General features: G+C 73.4%; 23 protein-coding genes, 2 tRNA genes and 1 pseudogene. 16 read left to right on the plus strand and 10 right to left on the minus strand.

Going from position 1 to position 26,250, the window contains the following annotated elements:
* Position 1: 1 nt before the first annotated feature.
* The 5 genes from J7462_RS23865 to J7462_RS23885 all read left to right on the plus strand — a co-directional run bounded on the left by J7462_RS23865 (position 2) and on the right by J7462_RS23885 (position 4,315).
* Entirely contained in the window at positions 2–1,003 is a 1,002-nt protein-coding gene (locus J7462_RS23865) for a UTP--glucose-1-phosphate uridylyltransferase (RefSeq protein ID WP_219466850.1), read from the plus strand.
* Complete coding sequence (gene glp, locus J7462_RS23870) at positions 1,000–2,292, plus strand: gephyrin-like molybdotransferase Glp (RefSeq protein WP_208570391.1); 1,293 nt, start codon at positions 1,000–1,002, stop codon at positions 2,290–2,292. Before J7462_RS23865 ends, glp begins: the two co-directional genes overlap by 4 nt.
* Positions 2,293–2,377: 85 nt before the next feature.
* Positions 2,378–2,986, plus strand: a complete 609-nt coding sequence (locus tag J7462_RS23875; protein ID WP_208570421.1) for a GNAT family N-acetyltransferase — start codon at positions 2,378–2,380, stop codon at positions 2,984–2,986.
* Positions 2,987–3,165: 179 nt separating this feature from the next.
* Positions 3,166–3,978, plus strand: coding sequence for a hypothetical protein (locus J7462_RS23880; protein ID WP_219466852.1), 813 nt, complete (start codon positions 3,166–3,168; stop codon positions 3,976–3,978).
* Between the two features lie 260 nt (positions 3,979–4,238).
* Positions 4,239–4,315, plus strand: a tRNA-Ala gene (locus J7462_RS23885).
* An 84-nt stretch (positions 4,316–4,399) separates the two neighbouring features.
* Here J7462_RS23885 and J7462_RS23890 read toward each other — a convergent pair.
* The 6 genes and pseudogenes from J7462_RS23890 to J7462_RS23915 form a co-directional block, all read right to left on the minus strand.
* Entirely contained in the window at positions 4,400–5,293 is an 894-nt protein-coding gene (locus tag J7462_RS23890; protein ID WP_219466854.1) for a S1 family peptidase, read from the minus strand.
* Positions 5,294–5,463: 170 nt separating this feature from the next.
* The gene (locus J7462_RS33430) at positions 5,464–6,537 is read right to left on the minus strand and encodes a DUF4352 domain-containing protein (protein WP_219466855.1); all 1,074 of its coding nucleotides are present in this window, start codon (positions 6,535–6,537) and stop codon (positions 5,464–5,466) included.
* A 55-nt stretch (positions 6,538–6,592) separates the two neighbouring features.
* On the minus strand, positions 6,593–7,249 hold the full coding sequence (locus tag J7462_RS23900) for a 4'-phosphopantetheinyl transferase (RefSeq protein ID WP_208570395.1): 657 nt from the start codon (positions 7,247–7,249) through the stop codon (positions 6,593–6,595).
* 148 nt (positions 7,250–7,397) lie between these two features.
* Positions 7,398–8,176: pseudogene (locus J7462_RS23905) on the minus strand (peptidase).
* Between the two features lie 2 nt (positions 8,177–8,178).
* A complete protein-coding gene (locus J7462_RS23910; RefSeq protein ID WP_219466857.1) occupies positions 8,179–9,459 on the minus strand; it encodes a VWA domain-containing protein in 1,281 nt (426 codons plus the stop codon).
* Between the two features lie 635 nt (positions 9,460–10,094).
* Positions 10,095–11,987, minus strand: coding sequence for a phospholipid carrier-dependent glycosyltransferase (locus J7462_RS23915; protein ID WP_308291011.1), 1,893 nt, complete (start codon positions 11,985–11,987; stop codon positions 10,095–10,097).
* A 92-nt stretch (positions 11,988–12,079) separates the two neighbouring features.
* On the opposite strand from J7462_RS23915, the gene rsmI reads away from it, so the two are divergent.
* Positions 12,080–12,919: a 16S rRNA (cytidine(1402)-2'-O)-methyltransferase gene (gene rsmI / locus J7462_RS23920; protein WP_244253450.1), complete on the plus strand. Its 840-nt coding sequence runs from the start codon at positions 12,080–12,082 to the stop codon at positions 12,917–12,919.
* A gap of 66 nt (positions 12,920–12,985) precedes the next feature.
* On the opposite strand, the gene J7462_RS23925 is transcribed toward rsmI, so the two are convergent.
* A complete protein-coding gene (locus J7462_RS23925; RefSeq protein WP_374197544.1) occupies positions 12,986–13,861 on the minus strand; it encodes a hypothetical protein in 876 nt (291 codons plus the stop codon).
* Between the two features lie 143 nt (positions 13,862–14,004).
* Between J7462_RS23925 and metG the strand changes: the two genes are divergently transcribed.
* Positions 14,005–15,807 (plus strand): methionine--tRNA ligase, encoded by a 1,803-nt coding sequence (gene metG / locus J7462_RS23930; RefSeq protein ID WP_219466861.1) that lies wholly within the window; start codon positions 14,005–14,007, stop codon positions 15,805–15,807.
* A gap of 60 nt (positions 15,808–15,867) precedes the next feature.
* Here metG and J7462_RS23935 read toward each other — a convergent pair whose 3' ends face one another.
* The gene (locus J7462_RS23935) at positions 15,868–16,719 is read right to left on the minus strand and encodes an alpha/beta fold hydrolase (protein ID WP_219466863.1); all 852 of its coding nucleotides are present in this window, start codon (positions 16,717–16,719) and stop codon (positions 15,868–15,870) included.
* A gap of 65 nt (positions 16,720–16,784) precedes the next feature.
* Positions 16,785–18,029: a hypothetical protein gene (locus tag J7462_RS23940; RefSeq protein WP_208570400.1), complete on the minus strand. Its 1,245-nt coding sequence runs from the start codon at positions 18,027–18,029 to the stop codon at positions 16,785–16,787.
* A gap of 184 nt (positions 18,030–18,213) precedes the next feature.
* On the opposite strand from J7462_RS23940, the gene J7462_RS23945 reads away from it, so the two are divergent.
* The 7 genes from J7462_RS23945 (at position 18,214) to J7462_RS23975 (ending at position 24,261) form a co-directional block, all read left to right on the plus strand.
* On the plus strand, positions 18,214–19,110 hold the full coding sequence (locus J7462_RS23945) for a TatD family hydrolase (protein WP_219466865.1): 897 nt from the start codon (positions 18,214–18,216) through the stop codon (positions 19,108–19,110).
* Positions 19,111–19,142: 32 nt separating this feature from the next.
* Positions 19,143–20,012 carry a 16S rRNA (adenine(1518)-N(6)/adenine(1519)-N(6))-dimethyltransferase RsmA gene (gene rsmA, locus J7462_RS23950; RefSeq protein WP_219466867.1) on the plus strand — a complete coding sequence of 290 codons (870 nt, stop codon included), beginning with the start codon at positions 19,143–19,145 and terminating at the stop codon, positions 20,010–20,012.
* A 9-nt stretch (positions 20,013–20,021) separates the two neighbouring features.
* On the plus strand, positions 20,022–20,162 hold the full coding sequence (locus J7462_RS23955; protein WP_208570402.1) for a hypothetical protein: 141 nt from the start codon (positions 20,022–20,024) through the stop codon (positions 20,160–20,162).
* A complete protein-coding gene (locus J7462_RS23960) occupies positions 20,159–21,112 on the plus strand; it encodes a 4-(cytidine 5'-diphospho)-2-C-methyl-D-erythritol kinase (protein ID WP_208570403.1) in 954 nt (317 codons plus the stop codon). The genes J7462_RS23955 and J7462_RS23960 overlap by 4 nt, the downstream gene beginning before the upstream one ends.
* Before the next feature lie 237 nt (positions 21,113–21,349).
* A complete protein-coding gene (locus tag J7462_RS23965) occupies positions 21,350–23,152 on the plus strand; it encodes an ABC-F family ATP-binding cassette domain-containing protein (protein ID WP_219466868.1) in 1,803 nt (600 codons plus the stop codon).
* Positions 23,153–23,242: 90 nt separating this feature from the next.
* Positions 23,243–23,698, plus strand: coding sequence for a DUF4383 domain-containing protein (locus tag J7462_RS23970; protein WP_208570405.1), 456 nt, complete (start codon positions 23,243–23,245; stop codon positions 23,696–23,698).
* Between the two features lie 101 nt (positions 23,699–23,799).
* A complete protein-coding gene (locus tag J7462_RS23975) occupies positions 23,800–24,261 on the plus strand; it encodes a DUF4383 domain-containing protein (RefSeq protein WP_219466869.1) in 462 nt (153 codons plus the stop codon).
* 8 nt (positions 24,262–24,269) lie between these two features.
* Here J7462_RS23975 and J7462_RS23980 read toward each other — a convergent pair whose 3' ends face one another.
* Positions 24,270–24,959, minus strand: coding sequence for a TetR/AcrR family transcriptional regulator (locus tag J7462_RS23980; protein ID WP_219466870.1), 690 nt, complete (start codon positions 24,957–24,959; stop codon positions 24,270–24,272).
* Between the two features lie 267 nt (positions 24,960–25,226).
* On the opposite strand from J7462_RS23980, the gene J7462_RS23985 reads away from it, so the two are divergent.
* Together J7462_RS23985 and J7462_RS23990 are read left to right on the plus strand one after the other, a co-directional pair.
* A complete protein-coding gene (locus tag J7462_RS23985) occupies positions 25,227–26,078 on the plus strand; it encodes a resolvase (RefSeq protein ID WP_219466873.1) in 852 nt (283 codons plus the stop codon).
* A gap of 46 nt (positions 26,079–26,124) precedes the next feature.
* Positions 26,125–26,195: transfer RNA gene (locus J7462_RS23990), tRNA-Gln, on the plus strand.
* The last annotated feature ends 55 nt before the right edge of the window (positions 26,196–26,250 follow it).

Consider the following 26,250-nt stretch of genomic DNA (forward strand, 5'->3'; position numbering starts at 1 on the left):
CATGTCGGAGCACTCAGCGAACCCCTCAACGACCGCCGCGACCGGTCGCGCCCGCGCGGTCAAGGCCGTGATCCCGGCCGCCGGCCTGGCCACCCGGTTCCTGCCGGCCACGAAGGCGGTGCCCAAGGAGCTGCTACCGGTGATCGACCGACCGGTGCTCCAGTACATCGTCGAGGAAGCCGCCCAGGCCGGCATCGGTGACGTGCTGCTGATCACCGGTCGCGGCAAGACGTCGATGGTGGACCACTTCGACCGTCGCCCCGACCTGGAGGCCCGGCTGGAGGCCAAGGGCGACGCCGAGCGGCTCGCCGCGGTCAAGCGCCCCAGCGAGCTGGCCGAGATCTACACCTGCCGGCAGCCGGAGCAGCTCGGCCTCGGCCACGCCGTCGGGTACGCCGAGTCGCACGTCGGCGACCAGCCCTTCGCGGTGCTCCTCGGTGACGAGTTCGTCAAGCCGTCGGAGCCGCTGCTGCCGGCCATGTTGGAGCTCCAGGCCCGTACCGGCGGGGTGGTGCTGGCGTTCTTCGAGGTCGACCCGGCCGAGACCAAGCGGTACGGCATCGCCTCGGTCGAACCGGCCGAAGCGGAGCTGACCGACATCGGAGAGGTCGTCCGGGTCACCGGCATGGTGGAGAAGCCCCAGCCGGAGGACGCCCCGAGCAACCTCGCCGTCCTCGGCCGGTACGTCCTGCCGGGGCGGATCTTCGACGCGATCCGGCGTACCGAACCGGGCAGCGGCGGGGAGATCCAGCTGACCGACGCGATGGAACTGCTGCGCAGCGAGGGGGTGCCGGTGCACGCGATCGTCTACCGGGGCACCCGCTACGACACCGGCATGCCGCTGGGCTACCTCCAGACAGTCGTGCAGATCGCCGTCGAGCGGGAGGACCTCGGCGCCGAGTTCCGCGCCTGGCTGACCGAGTTCGTCAACAACGGCGACGAGACGGTCACCGCGGCGATCATCAACGGGGTACGCGACACGGCGGGCGGCTCCGGTACATGACCTCGACGGCCGACGCCGAGGCGGCCGCGAACGAGTTGACGCCGCTCGCCGACTACCTGGGCAGCGTGCTGCGCAGGTTGCGCGCGCTGCCCCCGCTCGACCTCGACCTCACCCAGGCGTACGGCAACGTCCTCGCCTCGGACGTCGTCGCCCCGCACTCGTTCCCCGCCTTCGACCAGGCGGCGGTGGACGGGTACGCCGCGCGCTGGGAGGACCTCGTCGGGTACGGCCCGATCCCCACGCAGGGACCGGGCCGGGCGGTGCGGCTCAACGTGGTCGGCGACCTGGGCGCGGCGAGTTGGCGGCCGGTCCGGCTGACCCCCGGCTCGTGTTTCTCGGTGGCGGCCGGTGCGCCGATGCCGATCGCCGCCGACGTGGTGGTGCCGGTGGAGTGGACCGACCAGGGCATGGCGGCGGTGGAGATCTTCCGTACCCCCAAGCGGGGGTACGGTGTCCGTCGTGCCGGTGAGGAGTTGCCCGCCGGTACCGTCCTCGCCCGCGCCGGCACGTACGTCGCCCCGGCGTTGGTGGCCGTGTTCGCCGCCACCGGCATCGGACACGTGGTGGTCCGGCCCAGCCCCCGGGTGGTGATCGTGGCCACCGGCGACGAACTCGTCGACGTGGGCCGGGGCAGCCAGCCCGGTCAGGTGGTGGACGCCAACTCGCACGCGTTGACCGCCGCCGCCGCCGAGGTGGGCGCGTTGGCGTACCGGGTGGGGATCTGCGACGACGACCCGGAGGGGCTGCGTGGCCTCCTGGAGGACCAGACCCTGCGGGCCGATCTGATCATCACCACCGGCGGCACCGGCACCGGCCCCGGTGACATGGTCCGGCGGATCCTGTCCCGCCGGGAGGGCGGCCGGGCCGGGCCGGTGACGTTCACCGATGTGGCGCTGTACCCCGGCACGGCCCTCGGGTTCGGTACCGTCGGGGCCGAGGAGGTGCCGGTGGTCTGTCTTCCCGGTGAGCCCGGTGCGGCGTTGATCGGCTTCGAGGTGCTGGCCCGGCCGGCGATCCAGCTGCTGGCCGGTGCGGAGCCGGTGTTCCGGCCGAGCGTACGGGCGCATCTGTTGGAGACCATCTCGTCGCCCGGTGGGCTGCGCGAGTTCCGGCCGGCGCACGTGGCCGAGCGGCGCGGCGGGGGCTACACCGTGCAGCCGCTCAGCGGTGGGCCGTACACCCTCTCCGGGTTGGCCGAGGCGAACGGCCTGATGGTGCTCGGTGAGCGGGTGACCACTGCGGCGGCCGGCTCCACGGTGGACGTGTTGTTGCTGGACCGACGGCGGTGAGCCGGCGCGGGTCGGCCGCCGCCCCGGGCGTGGACGGGAGGTCGGCGCGGTGAGCTGGTTCGGGCGGGTGCCGGGGTGGCCGGTGATGCTGATGGACGGTCCGGTGGTGCTGCGACCGTACCGGCGGTCCGACGCCACCGCCTGGTCGGCGGTTCGTCGGGCGAACCGGGCCTGGTTGGCGCCCTGGGAGTCGCACCTGCCAGGCAGTTGGGACGAGACGAACTCGCCGGCTGCGTTCCGTTACGTGCACGCCGACCAGCGGCGTTCGGCGCGTAGCGGTGAGGGGATGCCGTTCGCGGTCTGCCTGCGCGAGGACGGGCAGGAACGGCTGGTCGGGCACCTGAACGTGGGCAACATCGTCCGGCGGGCGTTCTGCTCCGGCTACGTCGGCTACTGGGTGGACTCCCGGGTGGCCGGGCGTGGGGTGATCCCCACCGCGATGGCGCTCGCCGTCGACCACGCGTTCGGCCCGGGTGGACTGCACCGGGTCGAGGTGAACATCCGGCCGGAGAACAAGCCGTCCCGGCGGGTGGTGGAGAAGCTGGGCTTCCGCGAGGAGGCGTACCACGTGCGCTACATGCACATCGACGGGGTCTGGCGGGACCACATCGGATACGCGCTGACCAGCGAGGAGGTGGCCGCCGAGGGTGGTCTGCTGGCCCGCTGGCACCGGATGCGTCACGAGGCCGGGTGAGTCGTCCCACGGATGGGATCCGGCGCGGCGCGTCGGCATCCCGGTCGGCGGCCCGTAACCTCAAGTAACTGCAAGCTGCGGCAAGCACCGCCCGACCGCAGGATCTGCGTCGAGAGTGATCTTTCGGGGAAGATCTTGCTGATGTTCGGTGGTTGCCCCGAAATTCGGTGACGGGAGGGGTGAGGGTGCCGACCTCGGTGCTCCTCGCCGTCCTCGCCGCCGCCGGCCTGCTCGCCCTCGCGCCGGCGCTGGTCCGTCGGTACGACGCCACCGAGCGGCTGGTGGCGGAGCGGGCGCAGTCGACGGCGCGGGTGCTCCAGCGCCGCCGGCGGCGTCGTACCGTCCCCGGTCGGCGACCGGTCAACCAGCCCCGGGCGCTCGTCGTCACCCTCGCCGAGGACGCCACCACCGGGAACCTTGCCGCCCCGGTCTCCGCGCCCCCGGCCCCCGGCCGTCGTGCCGCCCTGTCGGCGTCCGCCCGCCGCTCCGGCCGGCTGCGCGCGGTGCCGCCCGCCCCCCGGCAGGCCCGTCGGCGTCCACCCCGGCCGCACACCCCGGCCGTGTACCGGCGGCGTCGGGTGCTCGCCGCGCTGCTGCTGCTCAACCTCGTCGAGCTGGTCGGCGTGATCGTGGTCAGCCCCGGCTTCTGGATCAGTTTCTCGGTCACCGCCGCCCTGCTCGTCGTGTACGTCGTACACCTGCGGCGGCGGGCGCTGGCCGAACGCCGTCGGCGGCGGCTACGGGCCCGGGAGGCGGCGTGGCTCGCCGCCCGGCAGGCCGAGGTGCGCCGCGAACAGGCCCGTCGGGCGGCGGCCCGCCGGGAGGCGCAGCGCCGCCTGGCCGCCCAACGCGAGGCGGTACGCCGCACGGCGATGGGCCTGGACCGGCCGACCGACCTGCCGGCGGCGGCCAGCGGGGGTGGTTCGGTGTCCTACCGCCGCTCCGGCGGCCTGCGTGGCCGCCCCTACCAGTCCGGCCGCGACCCCCGCTGAACCCGGGTCCGGCCTGCCGCCCCGCCCGCCCTACGTGCTCGCCCTGCTCGGGCTGGTCGGGTCTCCTGATCGACTCACGTGGGCCGAAGTGGCGCTACCCGGGCGCTCGGATACCCCAACGTCGGCTCACCGGTGCGGCGGACCAGCCGGTTCGCGCGGCGGGAGGGGTGATTCGCCCGGGGGGCGGGTGGGCTGTTAGTCTTGCTGCCGGCCCGCCCGGTGAAAGCCGGGTGGGACCGAAGCCGGTTCCATCCGGCGGAGGGGCTGTGGCGCAGTCTGGTAGCGCACCTCGTTCGCATCGAGGGGGTCTGGGGTTCGAATCCCCACAGCTCCACCAGCAACATTCGATCAAGGGCGGGCCCCACTCGGGGCCCGCCCTTGATCGTCGTGGGCCGGGACCGGGCGACGCCGACCGGGGCGCTCAGGGGATGGTCACGCCGTAGACGGCGAGCGCCTCGGCGATCGGCTGGTAGAAGGTGGTGCCGCCGCTGGTGCAGTTGCCGCTGCCGCCGGAGAGGATGCCGAGGATCACCCCGGTCCCGGCGACGTAGAGCGGCCCGCCGCTGTCGCCGGGCTCGGCGCAGATGTTGGTGCGGATCAGCCCGGTCACGCTGCCCTCGGCATAGTTGACCGTCTGGTTGAGGCCGGTCACCGTGCCGCACCGGACGCCGGTGGTGGTGCCGCTGCGGCAGACCGCCTGACCCACGTACGGGGTGCCGACGCCGTTGATGGTGAGCAGGCCGGGATGGGTGTAGACGGCGCTCGGGTGGCTGACCCTCCCGGTGTAGCGCACCAGACCGAAGTCGTTGCCGGGGAAGCTGCTGCCGGCCCGGCTGCCCAGCACGGTCGTCCCGCCGCTGTCGGCGTACCAGGTCGTCGCGGCGGCGGTGCAGTGCCCGGCGGTGAGGAAGTAGTAGGTGCTGCCGCTGTGCACGTTCGCGCCGAGCGAGCAGCGGGTGCCCCCGCCGTAGACGGCCTGCCCCCCGGCGATGAGCAGGCGCAGCCGGCCGGGCTCCCGGCGCAGGTCCGCGCCGGCCCGCGCGGCGGTGGCGCGCAGCGCGCGTACCTGCTCGGGTGCGACGGTGTCGTCGACGGTGAGCGTCAGGCGACCGGTGACCGGGTCGGGTCCCCAGGCGGTGCCGACGGTCCGCACGTCCTGCACGGTCGGCCCGACGGCCCCGGGAGATGCGGCGGCCGGTCCGGCGGCACCGGGGTGCACGGCGGCCGGGTCGGTGCCGCCTGCGTACGCGCTGGCCGGGGTCGCCGGCAGCACGACGACGGTCAGGGCCAGGGCGACGAGCGAGAGACGACGCATCTCCCACCTCCCTCTGGATCGGTAGAGTTCGATTCGTTAAGCATCCGCCGATGCCGGGGCCGATTCAAGCGACGGCAGCGATTCCGGCCCGCCCGCGGTGCTGCCGGGGCCCGACAACGCAACGGGCCGGCCCCCGTCGAGGGAGCCGGCCCGGCACGGGACCCGGGAGATCAGGGCTTCCAGGAACCCGCCGCCTCGAACCGGTGCTGGTATTCGACCACGCCCTTCTTGTCGGCGACGTCGAACACCACCGCACCGGAGCGCTTGCTGCCGGCCCGGATGTTGCTGCCCGAGTCGAGCATGTCGCCACCGCAGCCGGAGAGCGCGCCGGCCAGCCCGTTGACCGTGGTGCCGTTGTCGGCCACCCACTGGAAGTAGAACGGGTTGATCGACGCGGTGCCCTTGGTCACCGTGGCGGTGACGTCGGCGATCAGGTACATGCCCTTGTCCGGCGGCGGGGCGAACGAGCGGCACCCCTTGGTCGAGGTGCTGAAGCTGCGGACGGTGATCTCGATGGTGCCGTCGTCGTCGCTGATCACCAGCGTCTCGCCGGCCTTCAGGTTGAACGTCTCGTCGTCGGTGGACGACGGTGCCGCCGACGGCCTCCCGCCCGGCAGCGTCGGCGCAGCGGTGGCACCGGGGGTGGGCAACGAGCGTTCCCAGTCATCGGCCGCCTCGTTGGCTTGGTTGCCCCCGACGACCGCGGCGACCACGATGCCACCGCAGCAGAGCAGCACCAGCACGGCGACCACGATGCCGATGACGATCCAGACCTTCTTGCCCGAGGAGCCGCCCGGCGGCGGACCCAACGGATAGCCGGGCGGAGCCGGAGCACCGGGCGGCGGCGGGTAACCCCCACCGGGCGGCGGATAGCCCCCACCGGGCGGCGGATAGCCCCCACCGTGAGGCGGGTAACCCGCACCCGACACCGGTGGGTAGCCCGCGCCGGACACCGGTGGGTAGCCCGCGCCGGACACCGGTGGGTAGCCCGCGCCGGACACCGGCGGTGCCGTCCCCGGCTCGTACGACGGGAACGGCTGTCCCGACGTCGGCGGCGGCGGGTACGTCGGCTGCGGTGCTGCAGAGACCGGCGGCTGCGGCGCGTACGGCGACGGCGGAGCGTACGGGTCGGTGGAGTAGGTCGGTTGCGGCGGTTCGGGGACCGGGGGCGGCGGGGCGGTCGGATCGACCGGGGGCGGCTGGTTGGGGTCCTGCGGCCCGGAAGGGGGTTGGGGCTGGCTCACCGTACTCCTCGCACACGGTCGTCACTCGGGAAAGCTGGTGGTGCTGACGAAGGGGTCAGCGTAGTGGCAGCACCGCCGCCGTGCGGACCAGATCGCCCTCGATCACGAACCGGCCGGTGACCACCGAGGGCGGATCCGCCACGGTGGCCGCCGACACCCGCGCCGGGTCGATCCGGGCGGTGAAGACGCCGGTGTCCGGGTCCAGGTCGACGGTGGCGTCCAGGAAGTCCAACCAGGAGCCCACCACCGGGTGCCAGACCTTGTAGACGGTCTCCTTGGCGCTGAACACCACCACCGGCCAGCTCACCCCGGCCGGCAACCGGGCCAGCCGGTCGGCCTCCTCGGGGCGCAGGATCATCCGGCGTACCCCCGGGTCGAGTTCCCGGTGCCGCTCGGCGTCCATGCCGACCGCACGCAGGTCGGCGCGGCGGGCGACCGCGGCGGCGCAGTAGCCCCGGGTGTGGGTGATGGTGCCGATCAGCCCGGTCGGCCAGACCGGTGCGCGGTTCGGTGCGGCGGGGACCGGCGTGGCCGGTAGGCCGAGGGCGGTCATCGCGCGTCGGGCGCAGACCCGACCGGCGGTGAAGTCCCGTCGCCGGCTCTCCACGGCCCGTTCGCCCAGCCCGGCCCGCTCCTCCGGGAGCAGCTCACCGACCCAGTCGGCGCCCTCGGCCACCGCCACCGAGACCGCCGCCGGCAGCAGGTCACGCATAACCCACCCCTCTCCGGTACGACCACCGCCGGGTCCGCCCGGTGTGCGGACCATCGGCCATGGTTGGTGAACGTACCGCAACCGGGCGACACCGGAGGGTCCCGTCGTGGTGGCCGGCCCGGCACCCGGGGTCGGCCACCACGACGGGTCAGCGGCGGCGGGGGCGGCGGGTCAGCGCGAAGCCGAACACCCCGGCCACGGCGGCGAGCACGCCGCCGACCGCGCTCCACGCCCAGCGGGAGCCGAGCGCGGGCAGCCAGTCGCCGTCGAACCAGTCGTCGTCGGCGTCGGCGGGTGCGGCCGCCGGCTCACCGGTCAGCACCGCGCCGGCCTTGGTGTTCGGCACCAGCGGCGCCTTCAACTCGCCGTCGTCGCGCGAGCCCTCGCCCTCGGCGGAGACCAGCAGCTCCACGTCGACGGGAAGCCCCAGGTCGGGTTCGGGCAGGTCGGTGACCGACAGCCGGACGTAGTAGGTGCCGGGCAGCGGGTCGGCCGACCACGGCTCCGCCCAGGAGCGCACCTGACGCAACGTGCAGCCGAGCGCCACGCTGCCGGCGGAGGCGGCCACCGTCGGGGTCTGCGCCCCGGCCGTACACGCCTGCCGGCGGCGCAGCCCGTCGAACACCTCCACCGTCCAGGTGGACGCGCCGGTGCGGGCCTTGGGCAGGGACACCGTGGCGGTGACGTCGTGCTGCTGTCCCGCCGAGGCCGGGAACGACCAGTACAGGAAATCGCCGGTGGAGGCGTCCACCCGGACCGGTTGGCCGGCCGCGATGCCGGTGGCGGTCAGGAAGGACGTGCCGGCCCGGGTGACCGGGGTGGCGCCGGGGAGGGGGTGGGCGCGGCCGGGGCCGGCGTCGGGGCGACGAGCAGGGTGAGTCCGGCGGCGGCCAGTGCCGCGCCGGTCCGCATGATCGGGGTACGCATCGTCAGTTCGTCCTCCACGTCGCCACCCACCAGCGGGTGAGCAGCCCGACGACCAGGCCGGTGAGTAGGCCGGCCAGGGTGAGCAGGAGCAGCAGCACCCAGCCGCGCCCCAGGTCCGGCGCGGTCGGGGCGGGTGACGAGGCGACCACGTCGATGGTCAGCTCGACCGGCATGCCCGGCTCGGCCCGGGTGCCCGGTCGGGGTGCGAACGCGTTGCTGACCACCAGGCAGACCGTGGTGGCCGGGACCGGCGCGTCGCTGGCCGACGGGCTCGGCGACACCTCGTCCTCCGCCCCCGACCAGCGCAATCCCGCCGACACCACGTCGGTACGACCGCTGCCCGCGTCGACGCCCCGGACCAGTTCCCGGCCGTCGGCGGCGGTCGCCCGCAGCAGCACCGCGTGGTCGGGGTTCACCGGCCGGTCCAGTGCCACGCTGACCGAGGCGCGCAGCTCCTGCCCCGGTCGGACGGGCACCCGGTACCAGCGGTGCTCGGAGAACGCCTCCCGGTCGGCGTAGACGCCGGGGGCGAGCAACGGGGCGTCGGCGCACCCGGCCCGGCCGGTGACCACCGTCGGTGCGGCGGTGTAGGTGTCCTTCGCGCGCTCGACGAGCTGCTTGATCCGACCGGTCAGCTCGTCGGCGCTCTGGGCCGCCGTGTAGGTGCCGCCGGTCGCGGTGGCGATGCAGAGCAGCTGCTTGCGGACCTTCTCGTCCGGGGCGAGGCCGAGCGTGTCGACCACCAGTTTGGTGCCCTGGGCGGCCAACTCCCGGGCCACCTCGCACGGGTCGGGCGGGGCGCAGGTGTCCTCGCCGTCGGTGATCAGCACGATCCGGCGGGCGGTCGTGCCGGTGCCGAGGTCCCGGGCGGCGGAGCGCAGGGCCAGCCCGACCGGGGTGAAGCCGGTCGGGCGCAGCGTCGCCACCGCGGCCTTGGCGGCGGTCCGGTCCACCGGGCCGACCGGCACGATCTGCTGGGTGTCCAGGCAGCCCTGCTTCTTGTCCTTGCCCCGGTAGGTCGCGCCGAGCACCCGGATGCCGAGCTGGGTCTCCTCGGGCAGCGCGTCGACCACCTCGTTGAACGCCTGCTGGGCGACCGAGATCCGGCTGCGTCCGTCGATGTCGTTGGCCCGCATCGAGCCGCTGACGTCGAGGACCAGCTCGACCTTGGGTGGCTCGGCGGGCTCCTCGTTGTCGGCGAGGGCCGGCACGGGGCCGGTCAGCGCGGTCGCCGCCAACACTCCGATCAGGACGGTCGTTGATCGTCGTCTCGTGTTGATCACCGGGCGAAGTGTAGTGAGATCCACTATGGAGATTCGTCGGGGTGCACCCGGGCGAGTCTCGACCACGGGATCGTCGGCCCGGCGCGGTGCGTCGGCGGACCGGTGTGAGATCGATGACCGTCGACCGTCCGTTAGATGCTAGATGTAAAGCATTTGCCGCGCGACGCATCGGTCGGAAATCTGACCCAAGTCGACCCGTTGTGCCGGTGGCATAACGTGGTTAAGCTCTCCATGCGCGCCCCAATCGCCCGCTTCCCCCGTGGCAGGCGATCGGGGCGCGTCCTTTCGTTGCGGCACACTCGTGGGACACCCCCTCCCGCGCCACCGCCACCGCCACCGCCACCGCCACCGCCACCGCCACCGCCACCGCTCCCGGTGCCGCCGACGGTTCCCGCCGGAGATCCCGGCCGATGCGATCCGCCCCCGGTCTTCCGCCCCGCTGCCGGCCCGTCGTCTCCCCGGCCCGCCAGGTGTCTGATCCCGACCCGTGGTGCCTGCGGTGTCGGCCGGCGCCCTCCCGTCTGCCCTCGTCCACTGTGGTGCCGGGTGACGACCGTCCCGGAACGCGCCGGACCCGCCTCGACCGGTGGGGTCGGGCGGGTCCGGGGCAGACGCGCAGCAGTGGACGGGGTGGGTCAGATCCAGCGGCCGTCCAGCCACATCCGGGCGGACCAGTCGTCGTACGGCAGGAGGTTGCCGACGAAGATGGGATAGAAGTAGGCGAAACAGAGCGCCACCAGCAGCACGTACGCGCCGACGATGACCCCGCCGATCAGTCGCCGGTCGGCGAGCTGCTCGGCCGTGGCGGCATCGGCCTGCGCGACCATGACCGTGGCCTTCGGGCCGACCGGCCGGCCGACGTCCGACCCCGTGTCGTCGGGTGCGGTGCCGTCCGGTGGCGTGACGTCCGGGGCGGTGCCCGCCGGTGGTGTGTCGTCCCGGGCGGTGCCGTCGGGTGTGGTGCCGGGCTGGGCGGTGCCGTCGGGTGGTGTGCGGTCGGGGGCGGTCCCGGTCTGGACGCGGCCGGTCGGGGTGGTGGGGTCCGGGGTGGTGGGGGTGGCGATCGCGCCGAGCACGTAGACCACCGCCAGCACCAGGAACGGCAGCGCCGGGGCGGCGTAGAAGGAGAACATCGTCCGGCCGTCGAGGGCGTACCAGAACCAGGGCAGCAGGCCGGCGGCGACCGCCGCCAGGATCGCCCCGGCCCGCCAGTCCCGACGGGCCACGCCGAGCCAGAGCGTGGCGGCCAGGGCCGGCAGGAACGACCACCAGAGCAGCGGGGTGCCCAGGAGCAGGATCTCCGAGGCGCAGGTCGGCGCACCGCAGGCACCGTCGCCGGACCAGTGGAACGCCACCGGCCGGCCCAGCAGCAACCACTGCCACGGCCACGACTGGTACTTGTGGGCGGTCTCCAGGCCGGTATGGAACTCGAACGCCGCCTTGTGGTAGTGGAAGAGGTTGTTGAGCGCGCCGATGATCGGGGTGTCGTTCAGCCCCGGAAGGTTCGGGTACTTGGCCGCGGACCGGTAGTAGCCCTCGTCGGAGAGCAGCCACCCCGACCAGCTCAGCACGTACGTCCCGACCACCAGCAGCCCGGCGAGCACCAGCCAGGGCAACTCGTCCAGGAGCGCGTCGCGCCACGGTCGGCGGGTTCCGGCCGACCGGCGGACGCCGACCTCCCAGAGCAGCACCAGCAGCCCGAAGACCGGCACGAAGTAGATCCCGCTCCACTTCACCGCACACGCGCAGCCGAGCAGCACCCCGGCGAGCAGCCGCCACCAGGGCCAGTTCCGCCAGCCACCGGCGGGTCGGCCGGCCCGACCGGGGAGGGTCGGGTCGAGACCCTCGTCGAGGGCGCGGGCCCAGCGCCGTCGCCGGGCGTCCCGGTCGAGCACCAGCGCGCCGAAGGCGGCGAGCACGAACAGCAGCAGGAAGATGTCGAGCAGCGCGGTGCGGGAGAGCACCAGGTGGAAGCCGTCCAGGGCGAGCAGCAGACCGGCGGCGCAACCGAGGGTGGTGGAGCGGAACAGCCGGCGGGCGATGCGGGTCAGCAGCAGCACCGAGACGATGCCGGCGAGCGCGGCGCCGATGCGCCAGCCGAACTCCGGGGCGGTGGTCATCAGGTGGCCTGGTACGGAGATGTTGGTTTCCGCGTCCTGGTAGCCGAAGGCCCACTCACCGAGCCCGATCAGCCACTTGCCCAGCGGCGGGTGCACCACGTAGGAGGGACCGTTGTCCTTGTAGTTCCACTCGACGCCCTTGTCGATCAGGCCGTAGCCGTCCCGGGCGTAGTAGATCTCGTCGAAGATCTTGCCCTTGGGGCTGCTCAGCCCGAGCAGGCGCAGGACGGCGGCGATCGTCACCACCACGGCGGTGGCGATCCACGAGTTCACGTCCAGCCGGGTCTCGACGGTGGCCAGCCTGCGGCGGATGATCGCCGGCACGCCGCCTCCTCCGCCCTCGGGAGGCGGGGCCTCCGGGTCGGTCCGGTCCGCGCTCGCACTCTGTGCTGTCGACGCACTCGTCACCCGGCGATCGTAGGCTGCGAAGGTGCCCGGTGGCGCCCATCGTCCCCGAGATTGGTACGACTATCGATGAAGGAGCACGTCTCGTGGGTGAAATGTCCGAGATTGGACGGCTGGTTCTGCTCGGTGCGCCACTGGGCAACCCGGCCGACGCGTCCACTCGGCTCCGCGATGTCCTCGCCACCGCCGACGTGGTCGCCGCCGAGGACACCCGCCGGCTGACCCGGCTCGCCCGCGATCTCGGCGTCACCGTCGGCGGCCGGATCGTCTCCTACTTCGAGGGCAACGAGGAACGCCGTACCCCGGAACTGGTCGACGTGCTCCGGGAGGGCTACCTGGTCGCGCTGGTCACCGACGGCGGCATGCCCAGCGTCTCCGACCCCGGCTACCGGCTGGTCACCGCCGCACTCGACGCCGGGGTGCCGGTCACCGCCGCGCCCGGCCCGAGCGCCGTCACCACCGCCCTGGCCCTGTCCGGGCTGCCCAGCGACCGGTTCTGCTTCGAGGGCTTCCTGCCCCGCTCGCCCGGCGGCCGGCGGGCCCGGCTCAAGGCGCTCGCCGCCGAACCGCGCACCCTGGTCCTCTTCGAGGCCCCGCACCGGATCGCCGCCGCCCTGACCGACCTCGCCGCCGCGTTCGGCGTCGACCGGCCCGCCGCGCTCTGCCGGGAGTTGACCAAGACCTACGAGGAGGTCGTCCGCCGGCCGCTCGGCGAACTGGCCGACTGGGCGGCCCAGGGTGAACCGCGCGGCGAGATCACCCTGGTCGTCGCGGGGGCCCCGGAAACCCCCGCCGAGCGCCCCGACGACGACACGCTGCGGGCCCGGGTGGCCGACCGGGAGGCCGCCGGGATGTCCCGGCGGGACGCGATCAGCGACGTGGCCACCGGGTACGGGCTGCGCCGCCGGGACGTGTACACCGTCGTGCACCGCTGAGCCGTGGTACGGGCCGATCCGCGCGGGCCGATCCACTGGACCGCGACGCGCGTCGGCCCGCCCGCCTCACCAGGCGGCGACGAGGAAGCCGAGGGTGATCAGCGCGGGCCCGGCGTACCCGCCGCCGGTCGCCCAGCGGCGCTGCCGGGGGTCGGCCAGCAGGCTCGCCCCGGTCCACCGGACGATCCCCGCCGAACAGCCGGCCACCGCCAGCAGGCCGAGCAGCCAGCGCAGGTGCGCACCCGCCCCGGTGTCCACGTACGCGGTGTCTGCGCCCGGCCCGGTCACCCGCGCCGGCAGCGTGGTGCCGGTGTCGGTGTGATCGGCGGGGACCCCGCTGACCCGTATCCCGTGGGCCAGGAACCGGTCGTCGCCGGCGGCGAAGATGCCCCGGCAGCGTTGGGTGAGCCCACCGCCCGAACAGTGGGTGATCATCACCGTCCCCCTCGTGGAGTGCCCGACGGCCAGCCAGAGCGGACCGGCGCTCACCCAGGCGAAGAACGCCGCCACCAGGCTCAACGCCAGCAGTACGGCGAGCCCCCGCACCGGGTCCGGCGGATGGGTGAGCCGGGTGGGCCGGGGTCGGCGCGGGGACCGCAGCCGCTGCTTCGGCTCCTTGCGCAGCGGGGTGCCGTCCCAGTGCACCTGTTCGATCGGGGCCCAGAAGAAGGAGTCGTCGTCCGTACCGCCGTCGGGGGAGCGGCCGGGGCGGTGCTTGCGCGGTTGACGGACCGGGACCCGCCGGGGCACCGCGTCGACCGGCGCTCCGGTGGTCGGCTCGACCTCGACGGTCGCGTCGTCCGGGCCGGGGACGGGTCGGGGCTGCGGGGCGACGGCCGACCCGCGCGGCGGCGGGCCGTCCCCGGGGCCCGGACGCGGTGGTCGTCGGGTGCCCGCCGTCGATTCGTCGTGCCCCGATCGTCTGCCCGTCACGTCAGCCATTGGACACCGCGTGGCGCTCGGTGTCCGTGAGCTGACTCCGCGTGTCGGTGGGCAATTCCGGTGGACGGCAATTCCCGCCGCTGCGGCGCGGGTGACCCTATTGGTTCGCCGCCCCCCGACCCGGGTCACTAGGCTTGCTGGTCATGAGTCACGTTCTCGCCGCGGTCGCCTGGCCCTACGCCAACGGTCCGCGCCACATCGGCCACGTGTCCGGCTTCGGCGTACCCTCCGACGTCTTCGCCCGGTACATGCGGATGGCCGGTCACGACGTGCTCATGGTCTCCGGCACCGACGAGCACGGCACCCCGATCCAGGTGCAGGCCGACGCCGAGGGGGTCACCCCGCGCGAACTGGCCGACCGGTACAACCGGGTGATCGCCGAGGACCTGCTGGCGCTGGGCCTGTCGTACGACCTGTTCACCCGGACGACCACCCGCAACCACTACGCGGTGGTGCAGGAGCTGTTCGCCGGGCTGCACCGCAACGGCTACATCGTCCCCAAGGTCACCACCGGGGCGATCTCCCCGTCCACCGGGCGGACCCTGCCCGACCGCTACATCGAGGGCACCTGCCCGATCTGCGGCTACGACAGCGCCCGCGGCGACCAGTGCGACAACTGCGGCAACCAGCTCGACCCGATCGACCTGATCGACCCCAAATCCAAGATCAACGGCGAGACGCCGGAGTTCGTGGAGACCGAACACTTCTTCCTCGACCTCCCCGCCCTCGCCGACGCGCTGCGCCAGTGGCTCGACACCCGCGAGGGCTGGCGGCCCAACGTGCTGCGCTTCTCCCGCAACCTGCTCGACGACCTCCAGCCCCGGGCCATCACCCGGGACCTCGAATGGGGCGTGCCGATCCCCCTCGAAGGCTGGCAGGACCGCGGCGACAAACGGATCTACGTCTGGTTCGACGCGGTGATCGGCTACCTGTCCGCGTCCATCGAGTGGGCCCGACGCACCGGCGACCCGGACGCGTGGCGCAGGTGGTGGTCGGCCGACGGGGAAGGCAAGGACTCCCCGGGCTACTACTTCATGGGCAAGGACAACATCGTCTTCCACTCGGTGATCTGGCCGGCCCTGCTCGGCGGCTACTCCGGGGCCGGGGCGCACGACGGCCAGCCCGGCGAGCTGGGCCGGCTCAACCTCCCCACCGAGGTCGTCTCCAGCGAATACCTGACCATGGAGGGGCGCAAGTTCTCCTCGTCCCGCAAGGTCGTCATCTACGTCCGGGACTTCCTGGAACGCTACGACGCCGACGCGCTGCGCTACTTCATCGCCGTCGCCGGCCCGGAGAGCAACGACACCGACTTCACCTGGGCCGAGTTCCTCCGCCGCAACAACGACGAACTCGTCGCCGGCTGGGGCAACCTGGTCAACCGGTCGGTCTCCATGGCGGCCAAGAACTTCGGCGCGGTCCCGCCGGTCGACCCGGCCGGGCTCACCGAGGCCGACGAGGCGCTGCTCGCGGTGGCCCGCGCCGGCTTCGCCACGGTCGGCGACCTGATCGCCCGGCACCGGCAGAAGCAGGCCATCGGCGAGGCCATGAAGGTCGTCGCCGAGGCCAACCGCTACCTGTCCGAACAGGCCCCCTGGAAGCTCAAGGTCGACGCCGACAAGCCCCGGATGGGCACCATCCTGCACGTCGCCCTCCAGGTGATCAGCGACGCCAACACCCTGCTCACCCCGTTCCTGCCGCACTCCGCGCAGCAGATCCACGAGCTGCTCGGCGGCACCGGCGTGCACGCCCCGATGCCGGTCCTCGAAGAGGTCGACGACCTCGACGGCGGCCCCGGCTACCCGGTGCTCACCGGGGACTACACCGTCGGCGCGCGCTGGGAGTCCGTGCCGCTACCCGCCGGCCGGCCGCTCACCGCGCCCAAGCCGGTCTTCCGCAAGCTCGACCCGTCGATCGTCGACGAGGAACTGGCCCGGCTGGAGAGCTGACCGGCCGCCACGGACGGGCAACGGCCCCGGGGGAACCCCCGGGGCCGCGCCGGCACAACGTCAGGCGTGGGCCATCGACGGCGCACCGACGAACTCCATGAGCGCCCGGTACACCTCGGTCGGATGCGTCCACGGAATGCCGTGCGGCGCACCCTTCAGGGTGACCAGCTTGCCGTTGGGCAGCATCGGCGCCAACCGCTGACCCGTCTTCGGGTACGGCAGCACGTTGTCCTTGTCGCCCTGGATGATCAGCACCGGGACGTCGATGTTGGGCACGTCGCCCCGGAAGTCGGTCTGCCAGGCGTCCACCGAGTCGTGGGTGCCCTTGGCCGACGCCTGCGCACCGATCTGCCAGTGCGCCCGGTACGCCTCCTCGCTGACCCACCTGCCCTTGTTCTCGCTGTAGTTGAAGAACGCGTCGCAGAACTGCGTCAGGTAGGCGAACCGGTCCGCGACGATCGCCTGCTGGAACCCGTCGAAGAGGCTCTTCTCGACGCCCTCCGGGTTGTCCTCCGTCTGCAACAGGTACGGCGCCAACGGCGCCATCAGCACCGCCCGGTCCACCCGGTCCGCCCCGTACGTGCCGAGGTAGCGGGTCACCTCGCCGGTGCCCATCGAGTGACCCACCAGGATCGTGTCGCGCAGGTCCAACTCGGTCATCAGCACGTCGAGGTCGGCGGCGAACGTGTCGTAGTCGTAGCCCGTCGCCGGCTGGGCCGAGCTGCCGAACCCACGCCGGTCGTACGTGATCACCCGGTACCCGGCCGCGAGCAGCGGACCCGACATCTTCTCCCAGGTCGCCCCGTTGAACGGGAAGCCGTGGATCAGCACGATCGGCTGACCCTGGCCGTGGTCCTCGTAGTACAGGTCGATGGGGGCGGAGTTCTCCGTACCCACGGTGATGAAGGGCATGCGCTTCTCCTGATCCGTCGGTGTCGGACCCCCCGCGCATTCCCCGACCGACCCCCGGTATGCCCTCACAGCGCGTACGGCAGGTCCACCACCTGGTCGTCGGTCACCTCGGCGGTCGGCGCCCACGTCTCGTACACGCCCCGTTCGTGGCACTGCGCCCCGGTGTCGCGCACCGCGTCCGGATCGGGGCGGCGCAGCCGCAGCCGCAGCCAGCCCGCCTCCTCCCGGAGCACCAGGCACGGCACCCCCCGCCACCGGACGTACCGCAGCCGGCGGGCCACCTGGTCCACCGGGTACCGGGCCGCCCGGGTCATCGCCAACACCCGGAACCCGCCCGGCAGGTCCGCCACCGCCTCGTACTCGCCACCCGCGTACCCGCCGACGAGCTGGGTGGAGCGGGGCACCTCGCCGGTCGGCACGTACTCCTGGTCGGGCGACAGGCCCGGCACCGCGGCCAGCAGGTGCCGCCACTGCGGCCCCACCATCCGCAACCAGCCCCGCTGCTCCGCCTGGTAGCTGTAGAGCACCACCTCGGCCCCCTCTGCGGTGTACGCCAGCAGGGTGGCGTTGGCCGGCATCGGCAGGTCGGCGAAGTCCCGGGTGACGAACTCGGGGATCAACTGCGCCGAACTCGGCACGAACCCGGTGCCCAGCACCGGCGGGCCGAGCCGCTCCCGGGGCGCCAACCCCAGCAGGCCCCGGTGCGCCTCGCCGACCGGCACGTCGTAGTCGCCCGGGTCGGCGGCCCGCCAGCGCAGCGCGTACCCGATGTCGGTGCCGTCGCCACTGGTGCCGTCACCGCGCAGCACCGCCAGCGCGGCCGGCGTGCGCAGGTGCGCCACGTCGTGCTCGCGGTAGCAGAAACCGTGCGGCAACCAACCCCGTACGTACCCGGCGAGCTGCCGGGCCGAGAGCACCTTGACCATCCGGGTGCCCCGGCGCAGCACCGCCGACCCGCGCACCGCAACCACCGTCGGGTCGCCGGCCGCCGTCGGCTGCTGACTGAGCTGGTGCACGTACGACCAGCCCCGGTCCCGGTGCACCGGCATCAGCAGCGCCGCCTCCGGCTCCTCGGCCGGCGTCCCGCCGCCGGTCACCTCGGTCACCTCGGTGACGTGCACGAACCGCCGCCACGGCCAGGTCGAACCCGGGCGGGGCGCCCACTCGAAGCCGGGTGCCGCCTCGGCGCTGAACAGCTCGTAGGCCGCGCCCCGGGCCAGCTCCTCCGCCGGGTGGACCACCCCGCCGTAGGTGACGCGTAACCCGGTCCGCTCGGAGGCGGCGCCGCTGGCCCGGTCGGTGACGCTCATCCCGGCGAGGCTAAGCCGGTCAGATGCCGGCCCGGTGAACATCCGGTGGCGTACCGGGAACGCTCCCGACCCGGGACCCCACCGCGCCGGCACTGGCCGTCCCGCCGCCACCCCTCGATCCACCGACGCCGTCGGCGGCACGGACCCGGTCCGGGTCGGTGCCGACCGGGACGCCGGGTGTGTGATGCTGACCGCGATGACCGGACCGACCGAATCCCGCAAGCAGCGCGCCGCCCGCCGGGCCGGTGAGTTCCCGCCCGCCCCGCCGCCGCTGCCCCGTCCCGTGCTGGACAGCCACACCCACCTCGACATCACCGTCGCCGAGGCCGGGGCGCCCGGCGGCGACACCACCGACCCGGTGGCCGCCGCGATCGGGGTGGCCGCCACCGTCGGCGTGGACCGCCTCGTGCAGGTCGGGGTGGACGTCGACTCGTCGCGCTGGGGCGCCGACGTCGCCGACCGGTACCCGGCGGTGCTCGCCACCGTGGCGCTGCACCCCAACGAGGCACCCCGGCTGGCCGACCTGGACGCCGCGCTGCGCGAGATCGAGACGCTGGCCGCCCGGGACCGGGTCCGGGGCGTCGGCGAGACCGGGATGGACTTCTTCCGTACCGGCGACGACGGCCGGGCCGCCCAGGAGGAGAGCTTCCGGGCCCACATCGCCATCGCCAAGCGGTACGGCAAGGCCCTGGTCATCCACGACCGGGAGGCCCACGCCGACGTGCTGCGCATCCTCGACGACGAGGGCGCCCCGGACACGGTGGTGCTGCACTGCTTCTCCGGCGACGCCGACTTCGCCCGCGAGTGCGTCCGCCGGGGCCACCTGCTCAGCTTCGCCGGCACGGTCACCTTCGGCAGCGCCGCCGCGCTACGCGAGGCCGCCGCGCTCACCCCGATCGACCAGTTGCTGGTGGAGACCGACGCGCCGTACCTGACGCCGATGCCGCACCGGGGCCGGCCCAACGCGTCGTACCTGATCCCGCTGACGGTGCGGTCGCTGGCCGAGACCACCGGGGCCGACCTCGACGAGCTGTGCGCGGCCATCTCCGCCACCGGGGACCGGGTCTTCGGCCCGTGGTGAACGCCCCGGAACCCACGACTACGCTTCGGGGCGTGACCGGCCTGCTCGGCCCGGCGGAGATCCGGGAACTCGCCGCACGCCTCGGCGTCAACCCGACCAAGAAGCTCGGCCAGAACTTCGTGCACGACCCGAACACCGTCCGTCGGATAGTCACCACCGCCGGGCTCACCGGAGACGACGTGGCGCTGGAGGTCGGCCCCGGGCTCGGCTCGCTCACCCTGGCCCTGCTGCCGGTCGCCGCCCACGTACACGCGGTGGAGATCGACCCGGTGCTGGCCGGCGCGTTGCCGCAGACCGCCGCCGCCCACGCCGGCCCGGACGCCGCCCGGCTCACCGTGCACCGGGCCGACGCGTTGCGGATCACCGCCGACGCCCTGGCCGACCCGCCGCCGACCGCGCTGGTGGCGAACCTGCCCTACAACGTGGCCGTGCCGGTGGTGCTGCATCTGCTCGCCGGGCTGCCCACCCTGCGGCACGGGCTGGTGATGGTGCAGAAGGAGGTCGCCGACCGACTGGTCGCCGGCCCCGGCTCCAAGGTGTACGGCATCCCGTCGGTCAAGCTCGCCTGGTACGCCCGGTCCCGGGCCGCCGGCCGGGTGCCACCGAACGTGTTCTGGCCGGTGCCGAACGTCGACTCCGGCCTGGTCGCCTTCACCCGCCGCGAACCGCCCCGCGACGACGTGCCCCGGCAGGCGGTCTTCGCCGTGGTCGACGCCGCGTTCGCCCAGCGGAGGAAGACGTTGCGGGCCGCGCTGGCGGGCTGGGCGGGCGGCCCCGACCGGGCCGCCGCGGCGCTCACCGCCGCCGGGGTGGACCCCGGCGCACGCGGGGAGTCACTCACCGTGGAGCAGTTCGCGGCGATCGCCGCGTCGGCTCCGACCGCCGCGCCGGTCGCACAGTAGGCTGACGCCGTGCCCGCCGAGGGACACGCCGCGCCTGCGCGTACGACCTGGTTGCCGGCCGGTTCGCCGCCGGCCGCCGACTCCGCCGAGGAGCTGATCGTGGAGATGCCGTTCGACATCCGCCCGTGCCGGTGGGACGTCACCCGGTGACCGAGGCCTGGCGACCGGACGACGACGACCAGCATCGGCGCGGCAGCAGCGGACCGGTCCGGGTCCGGGTCCCCGCGAAGGTCAACCTGCACCTCGGGGTGGGCCCGCTGCGCCGGGACGGCTACCACGAGCTGAACACCGTCTACCACGCGATCTCGATCTACGACGAGCTGACCGCCCGACGGGGCGACACGCTCACCCTGACCATGGAGGGTGAGGGCACCGGCGAGCTGGCCCTGGACGACTCCAACCTGGCCATCCGCGCCGCCCACGCCCTCGCCGGGTACGCCGGGGTGCTGCCGCACGCCCGGCTGCACCTGCGCAAGCAGATCCCGCTCGCCGGTGGGCTGGCCGGGGGCAGCGCCGACGCCGCCGCCGCACTGGTCGCCTGCGACGCCCTGTGGGGCACCGGGCTGTCCCGCGACGAACTGGCCGGGATCGCCGCCGACCTCGGCTCGGACGTGCCGTTCCTGATTCACGGCGGCACCGCGTTGGGCACCGGCCGGGGCGAGGCGGTCAGCCCGGTGCTGGCCCGCCCCACCTCCTGGCACTGGGTGGTGGCCGTCGCCGACGGTGGCCTGTCCACCCCCGCCGCCTACCGGGAGTTGGACCGGCTGCGCGACGCCGGCACCGCCGGCACCCCGTTGGGCAGCACCGACGGACTGCTCGGTGCGCTGCGCCAACGTGACCCCCGGGTGCTGGCCGGATGCCTCGGCAACGACCTGCAGGACGCCGCCCTGTCGATGCGCCCGGCCCTGGCCGACACGTTGAAGGCCGGGGAGGCCGCCGGGGCGCTCGCCGGGATCGTCTCGGGCTCCGGTCCGACCTGCGTCTTCCTGGCCCGGGACGCCGCCGACGCGCAGCGGATCGCCGCCGAGGTGGAATCCGCCGGGGTGTGCCGGGAGACCCGGGTGGCCCACGGCCCCGTGCCCGGTGCCCGCGTCGGCTGAGCCTTACCCAGGGTCGGGATCGACTCCCGTGGGCCGGGGGCGCGGTATCCGGCGACCGGGAACCCGCAACATCGGCCCCGATGAGTTGATCAACGTGCCTCGACCTGCTGTCCGGGGCGGTCCGACCCCGGTTCCGGCACGGGCGGGTGGGGCGGCGCGGGTGCCCGCGTACCCTTGCCCCAGGCGTCCCGAGGTGCCCGCCGGCACCGGGACGCCTTGATCATGAGAGGTGGGACCGTGGCCAACATCGTCAACCTGGACCGGGTGTCCAAGGGGTACGGCGCCGCCGGGCCGCTGCTCACCGACGTCTCGCTCGGCCTCGACGACGCCGACCGGATCGGTGTGGTCGGTCTCAACGGGGCCGGCAAGTCCACCCTGCTGCGGATGCTCACCAAGCAGGAGGGCCCCGACGACGGCCGGGTCACCCACCGCCGCGACCTGCGGGTGCTCTGGCTGCCGCAGGCCCTCACCCTCGCCCCCGAAGCCACCGTCCGGGACGTGGTGCTCGGCACCGCCTGGCTCGCCGAGGGCATGGGCGCCGAACACGAGTGGGCCGGCGACGCCGGGGTCCGGGCCATCCTCGACGGCCTCGGGATGCCCCACCTCGGCCTCGACCAGCCGGTCGGCCCGATGTCCGGCGGTGAACGCCGTCGGGTGGCCCTGGCCGCGCTGCTGGTCCGCGAATCCGACCTGCTCATCCTCGACGAGCCCACCAACCACCTCGACGTCGGCGGCGTCGACTGGCTGGCCAAACACCTGGTCGGCCGCCGGGGCGCGCTCGTCGTGGTCACCCACGACCGGTGGTTCCTCGACGCGGTCTGCACCACCACCTGGGAGGTCGCCGACCAGACCGTCCGGGCCTACGAGGGCGGCTTCGCCGCCTGGACGCTGGCCCGGGTCGAGCGGGAACGGGTCGCCGCCGCCACCGAGGCCCGCCGGCAGAACCTGCTCCGCAAGGAGATCGCCTGGCTGCGGCGCGGCCCGCCCGCCCGTACCTCCAAGCCGAAGTTCCGCATCGACGCCGCCAACGCGCTCATCGACGACGTGCCGCCGCCGCGCGACACCATGTCGTTGCAGCGGATGGCGACCGCCCGGCTCGGCAAGCAGGTGTACGACCTGGAGCACGTCCGGTTGCACGCCGGCCCCAAGGAGATCCTGCACGACACCACCTGGCAGGTCGGCCCCGGCGACCGGATCGCCATCCTCGGGCGCAACGGGGCCGGCAAGACCACCCTGCTGCGGCTGCTGGCCGGCATCACCCACGCCGACGGCGGCCGGTTCCACACCGGGTCCACCGTCAAGCCGGCGTTCCTCTCCCAGGAGCTCGCCGAACTCCCCGGCCACCTGCGCGTCCTGGAGGCCGTCGAGGAGGTCGCCCGCCGGGTGCAGCTCGGTGACCGGGAGATCTCCGCCGCCCAGCTCGCCGAGGTGTTCGGCTTCGACGACCGGCGGCTCTGGACCCCGGTGAGCGACCTCTCCGGTGGGGAGCGCCGCCGGTTGCAGATGCTCCGGCTGCTCGCCGGGGAGCCCAACGTGCTGCTGTTCGACGAGCCCACCAACGACCTGGACACCGACACCCTCGCCGCGCTGGAGGACCTGCTCGACTCCTGGCCCGGCACGATCATCGTGGCCAGCCACGACCGCTACCTGATCGAACGGGTCACCGACGCCGCGTACGGGATGTTCGGCGACGGCCGGCTGGTGCACCTGCCGGGCGGCGTCGACGAGTACCTGGCCCGCGCCGCCGGACCCGGCCCGGCCCGGACGGCGACCGCCCCCACCGGCACGCCCGACGCCCCGGCCGGGGGCGGCATGTCCGCCGCCGACGCCCGGCAGGGCCGCAAGGAGCTGACCCGGCTGGAACGGCAGATCGGCAAGCTCGACCAGAAGGAGGCCGCCCTCCTCGACCAGCTCGCCACGCACGCCACCGACTACGCCCGGGTCGCCGACCTCGACGCGCAGCTCAAGGAGGTACGCGCCGAACGGGAGCGGACCGAGGAGACCTGGCTGACCCTGGCCGAGGAGATCCCGCCCCTGTAGACCGGGGACGACCCCGTGTGCGGCGTCACACCCCGGCGTACGGGACAATCGTCGGCGACCCTCACCTCGAACGGCGTTGGAGACACAGTCATGGCCCACACCCCCGTCAACCACCCCGCGCGGCCGGTCTACCGGGCGATCGGCGGGCTCATCGGTCTCTACCTCGTGGTCTTCGGCGCGCTCGGCGTCATCGCCAGCGCCGGCAACGACATCTTCGCCCAGGACGACACCAAGGTCCTCGGTCAGGGCACCAACCTCGGGTTCTCGCTGCTGTCCGTGCTGTTCGGGGTGGTCATCCTGGTCGGCACGGTGATCGGCCGCAACCTCGACGTGGCGATCAACCAGTGGTTGTCCTACACCCTGATGGTGATCAGCCTCGCCGGCCTGGCCTTCCTCCAGACCGACGCCAACGTGGTCAACTTCAGCATCCTGACGGTGATCGTGCTGATGACGCTCAGCCTCGTCCTGCTGATGGTCGGCATGTACGGCAAGGTCGGCACCGACGACGAGCAGGAAGCCTGGCAGAAGGCCCGCCTGGTGCTCTGACCCGGCCCGCGGGGTGGGCCGGGTGCCTGGCGTTTCGCCCACGCCGGACGGCGGGACGGGGGACAATTCTCCTGATATCGCGTCCGCGTGCAGGAGGGGTCATGGCGCACTTTCCGGTCAACCACCCGGCCCGCCCGCTGTACCGGGTCTTCGCCGGGCTCGTCGGCGTCTACATCCTGGTCTTCGGGGTGTGGGGCGTCGTGCAGTCCTGGGGTGAGCCGCTCTTCGCCCGGGGTGGTCACTGGGCGCTGGGCCTGCGTACCAACCTGGCGTTCTCGCTGGTCTCGGTGCTCTTCGGGCTCGTGCTGATCATCGGGGCGTCCCGGCGCGGCAACCTCGGGCACGTCATGAACCTCACCGCCGGGGTGGTCTTCATGGTCACCGGCATCGCGATGATGAGCGTGCTCCAGACCCGGGCCAACGTCCTCAACTTCTCCATGTCGACGGTGATCGTCTCGTTGCTGTTCGGGCTGCTGCTCCTCGCCACCGGCCTGTACGACAAGATCGGCACCGACGAGCACGCCGAACAGGAACGGGCCGACCGGCTCCACCCAGCCCGCTGAGTCGTCGCTCAGCCGAGCTGGCGGGTGGTGATCAGGCCCGGGTTCGCCTCCAGGTGGGACAGCCCGTTCCAGGCCAGGTTCACCAGGTGCGCCGCCACCGTCTCCTTACGCGGCCTGCGGACCTCCAACCACCAGCGGCCGGTCAACGCCACCATCCCCACCAGGGCCTGCGAATACAGCTCGGCCAGCTTCGGGTCGTAGCCCCGGCTGGAGAATTCGGCCGCCAGGATGTGCTCCACCTGGTGCCCCACGTCGTTCATCACACTGCTGAAGTTGCCGGTCGCCGACATCAACGGCGACTCCCGCACCAGCACCCGGAACCCGCTGGTCTCCTCCTCGATGTAGCCCAGCAGGGCCAGCGCCGCCTGCTCCAGCAGCTCCCGGGGATGACCGGCGGTCAGCGCCGTGCTGAGCCGGTCCAGCAGGGCCCGCACCTCCCGGTCGACGACCACCGCGTACAGGCCCTCCTTGCCGCCGAAGTGCTCGTAGATCACCGGCTTGGAGACCTGCGCCCGCGCCGCCACCTCCTCGATCGAGGTCGCGTCGAAGCCCTTCTCGGCGAAGACCTGCCGACCGATCGCGATCAGCTGCTCGCGCCGCCGCGCGGCCGACATCCGTACCCGGGACGCCGGTTTCGCGTCCGCCGCCGACAGCGCCCGTCGGGCACCGGTGTTCTCCCCGTCCGGGGCCTGCGCCATGTCGTCACCTCGTCGGCGCTCGGTGACGCCCTGTCGTGGAATGCTCCGGTCGTGCCCGCCTGTCTCGGTCACCCGGCCATCCTGCCAGGTGATCCACCCCGGCACCGCCGGGTTCGGTGCCGGATCGGCTCCCGCACCCGCCCGGCCACGACCCGGCGTGGACCCAGGCGGGCGGGCGCGGCTGCCGACGGACCCGCGGGCCGCCGCCGGGGGCCCGGTGGATGGCGACCGGGGCTGGTGTCGTACGCCTGTTCTAATCTGCCGGTCATGACCGATCCCGCGGCCGCCGAGGTGCGCCGGCTGCGCGCCGAGGAGGGGCTCTCCGTCCGGCAGATCCAGGCCCGCACCGGTCTGGGCCGCAACCGGGTGTACGCGCTGCTGCGCGGCGTTGCGGCACCGGCGTGGACCCGACGGCCGACGGCCAGGGACGGGCTGCGCGCGGCGGCGGTGGCACTGCGCGGCGAGGGCTGTTCGGTCAACGACATCGCGGTCCGGCTGGGGGTGGCGAAGTCGACCGCCTACCTCTGGGTCAGGCACCTGCCCCTCGACCCGGACGAGGAGGTCGCCGCCGAGCGTCGACGGGCGCACTCCAAGGTGATGACGGATGCCCGGTGGTCGGCCCACCGGCAGGCACGGGACACCGCCCGGGCGGCGACCGTGGCGGACGCCGCGACCTGGGTCGGGTCGATGCGGCACCGTGAGCTGATCATGGTGGGCGCTGCGCTCTACTGGGCGGAGGGGGAGAAGGCCAAGCCCTGGCGGCCCCACGAGTGTCGGGTCAGGTTCATCAACAGCGATCCAGGGCTGGTCGACATCTTCGTCCGTTTCGTCGAGGCGATGGGCGCACCGCGGGCGACCCTGCGCTTCCGGGTGAGCATCCACGAAACCGCTGACTCCGAGGCGGCTGTCCGTTGGTGGGCTGAGCGGGTGGGTGTCCCGGCCGAGACGTTCCGCCCCACGTCGCTCAAGCGTCATCGCCCGACCACGGTGCGGCACAACACCGGTGAGGACTATCGAGGTTGTCTGATCGTCGACGTGCCCAGGTCGCGGCAGATGTACTGGCGGATAGAGGGGATCATGAAGGGAATGGGCGATGGCGGCGACGGTGAGGGGCGGTAAGGTGTAGGAGGTCGACCGAGCTACTCGGTTTGTCCGTTATAGACCGTCCCGGGTCGTCTAATGGCAGGACGTCAGGTTTTGGTCCTGATTGTAGGGGTTCGAGTCCTCTCCCGGGAGCTTCTGCTGATCCGCCCCCGTCGTCTGGTTAGCATGGCGTCGAGACTGTCGCCTT

The organism is Micromonospora sp. RL09-050-HVF-A, assembly GCF_019374995.1.
GTDB lineage: Bacteria > Actinomycetota > Actinomycetes > Mycobacteriales > Micromonosporaceae > Micromonospora > Micromonospora antibiotica.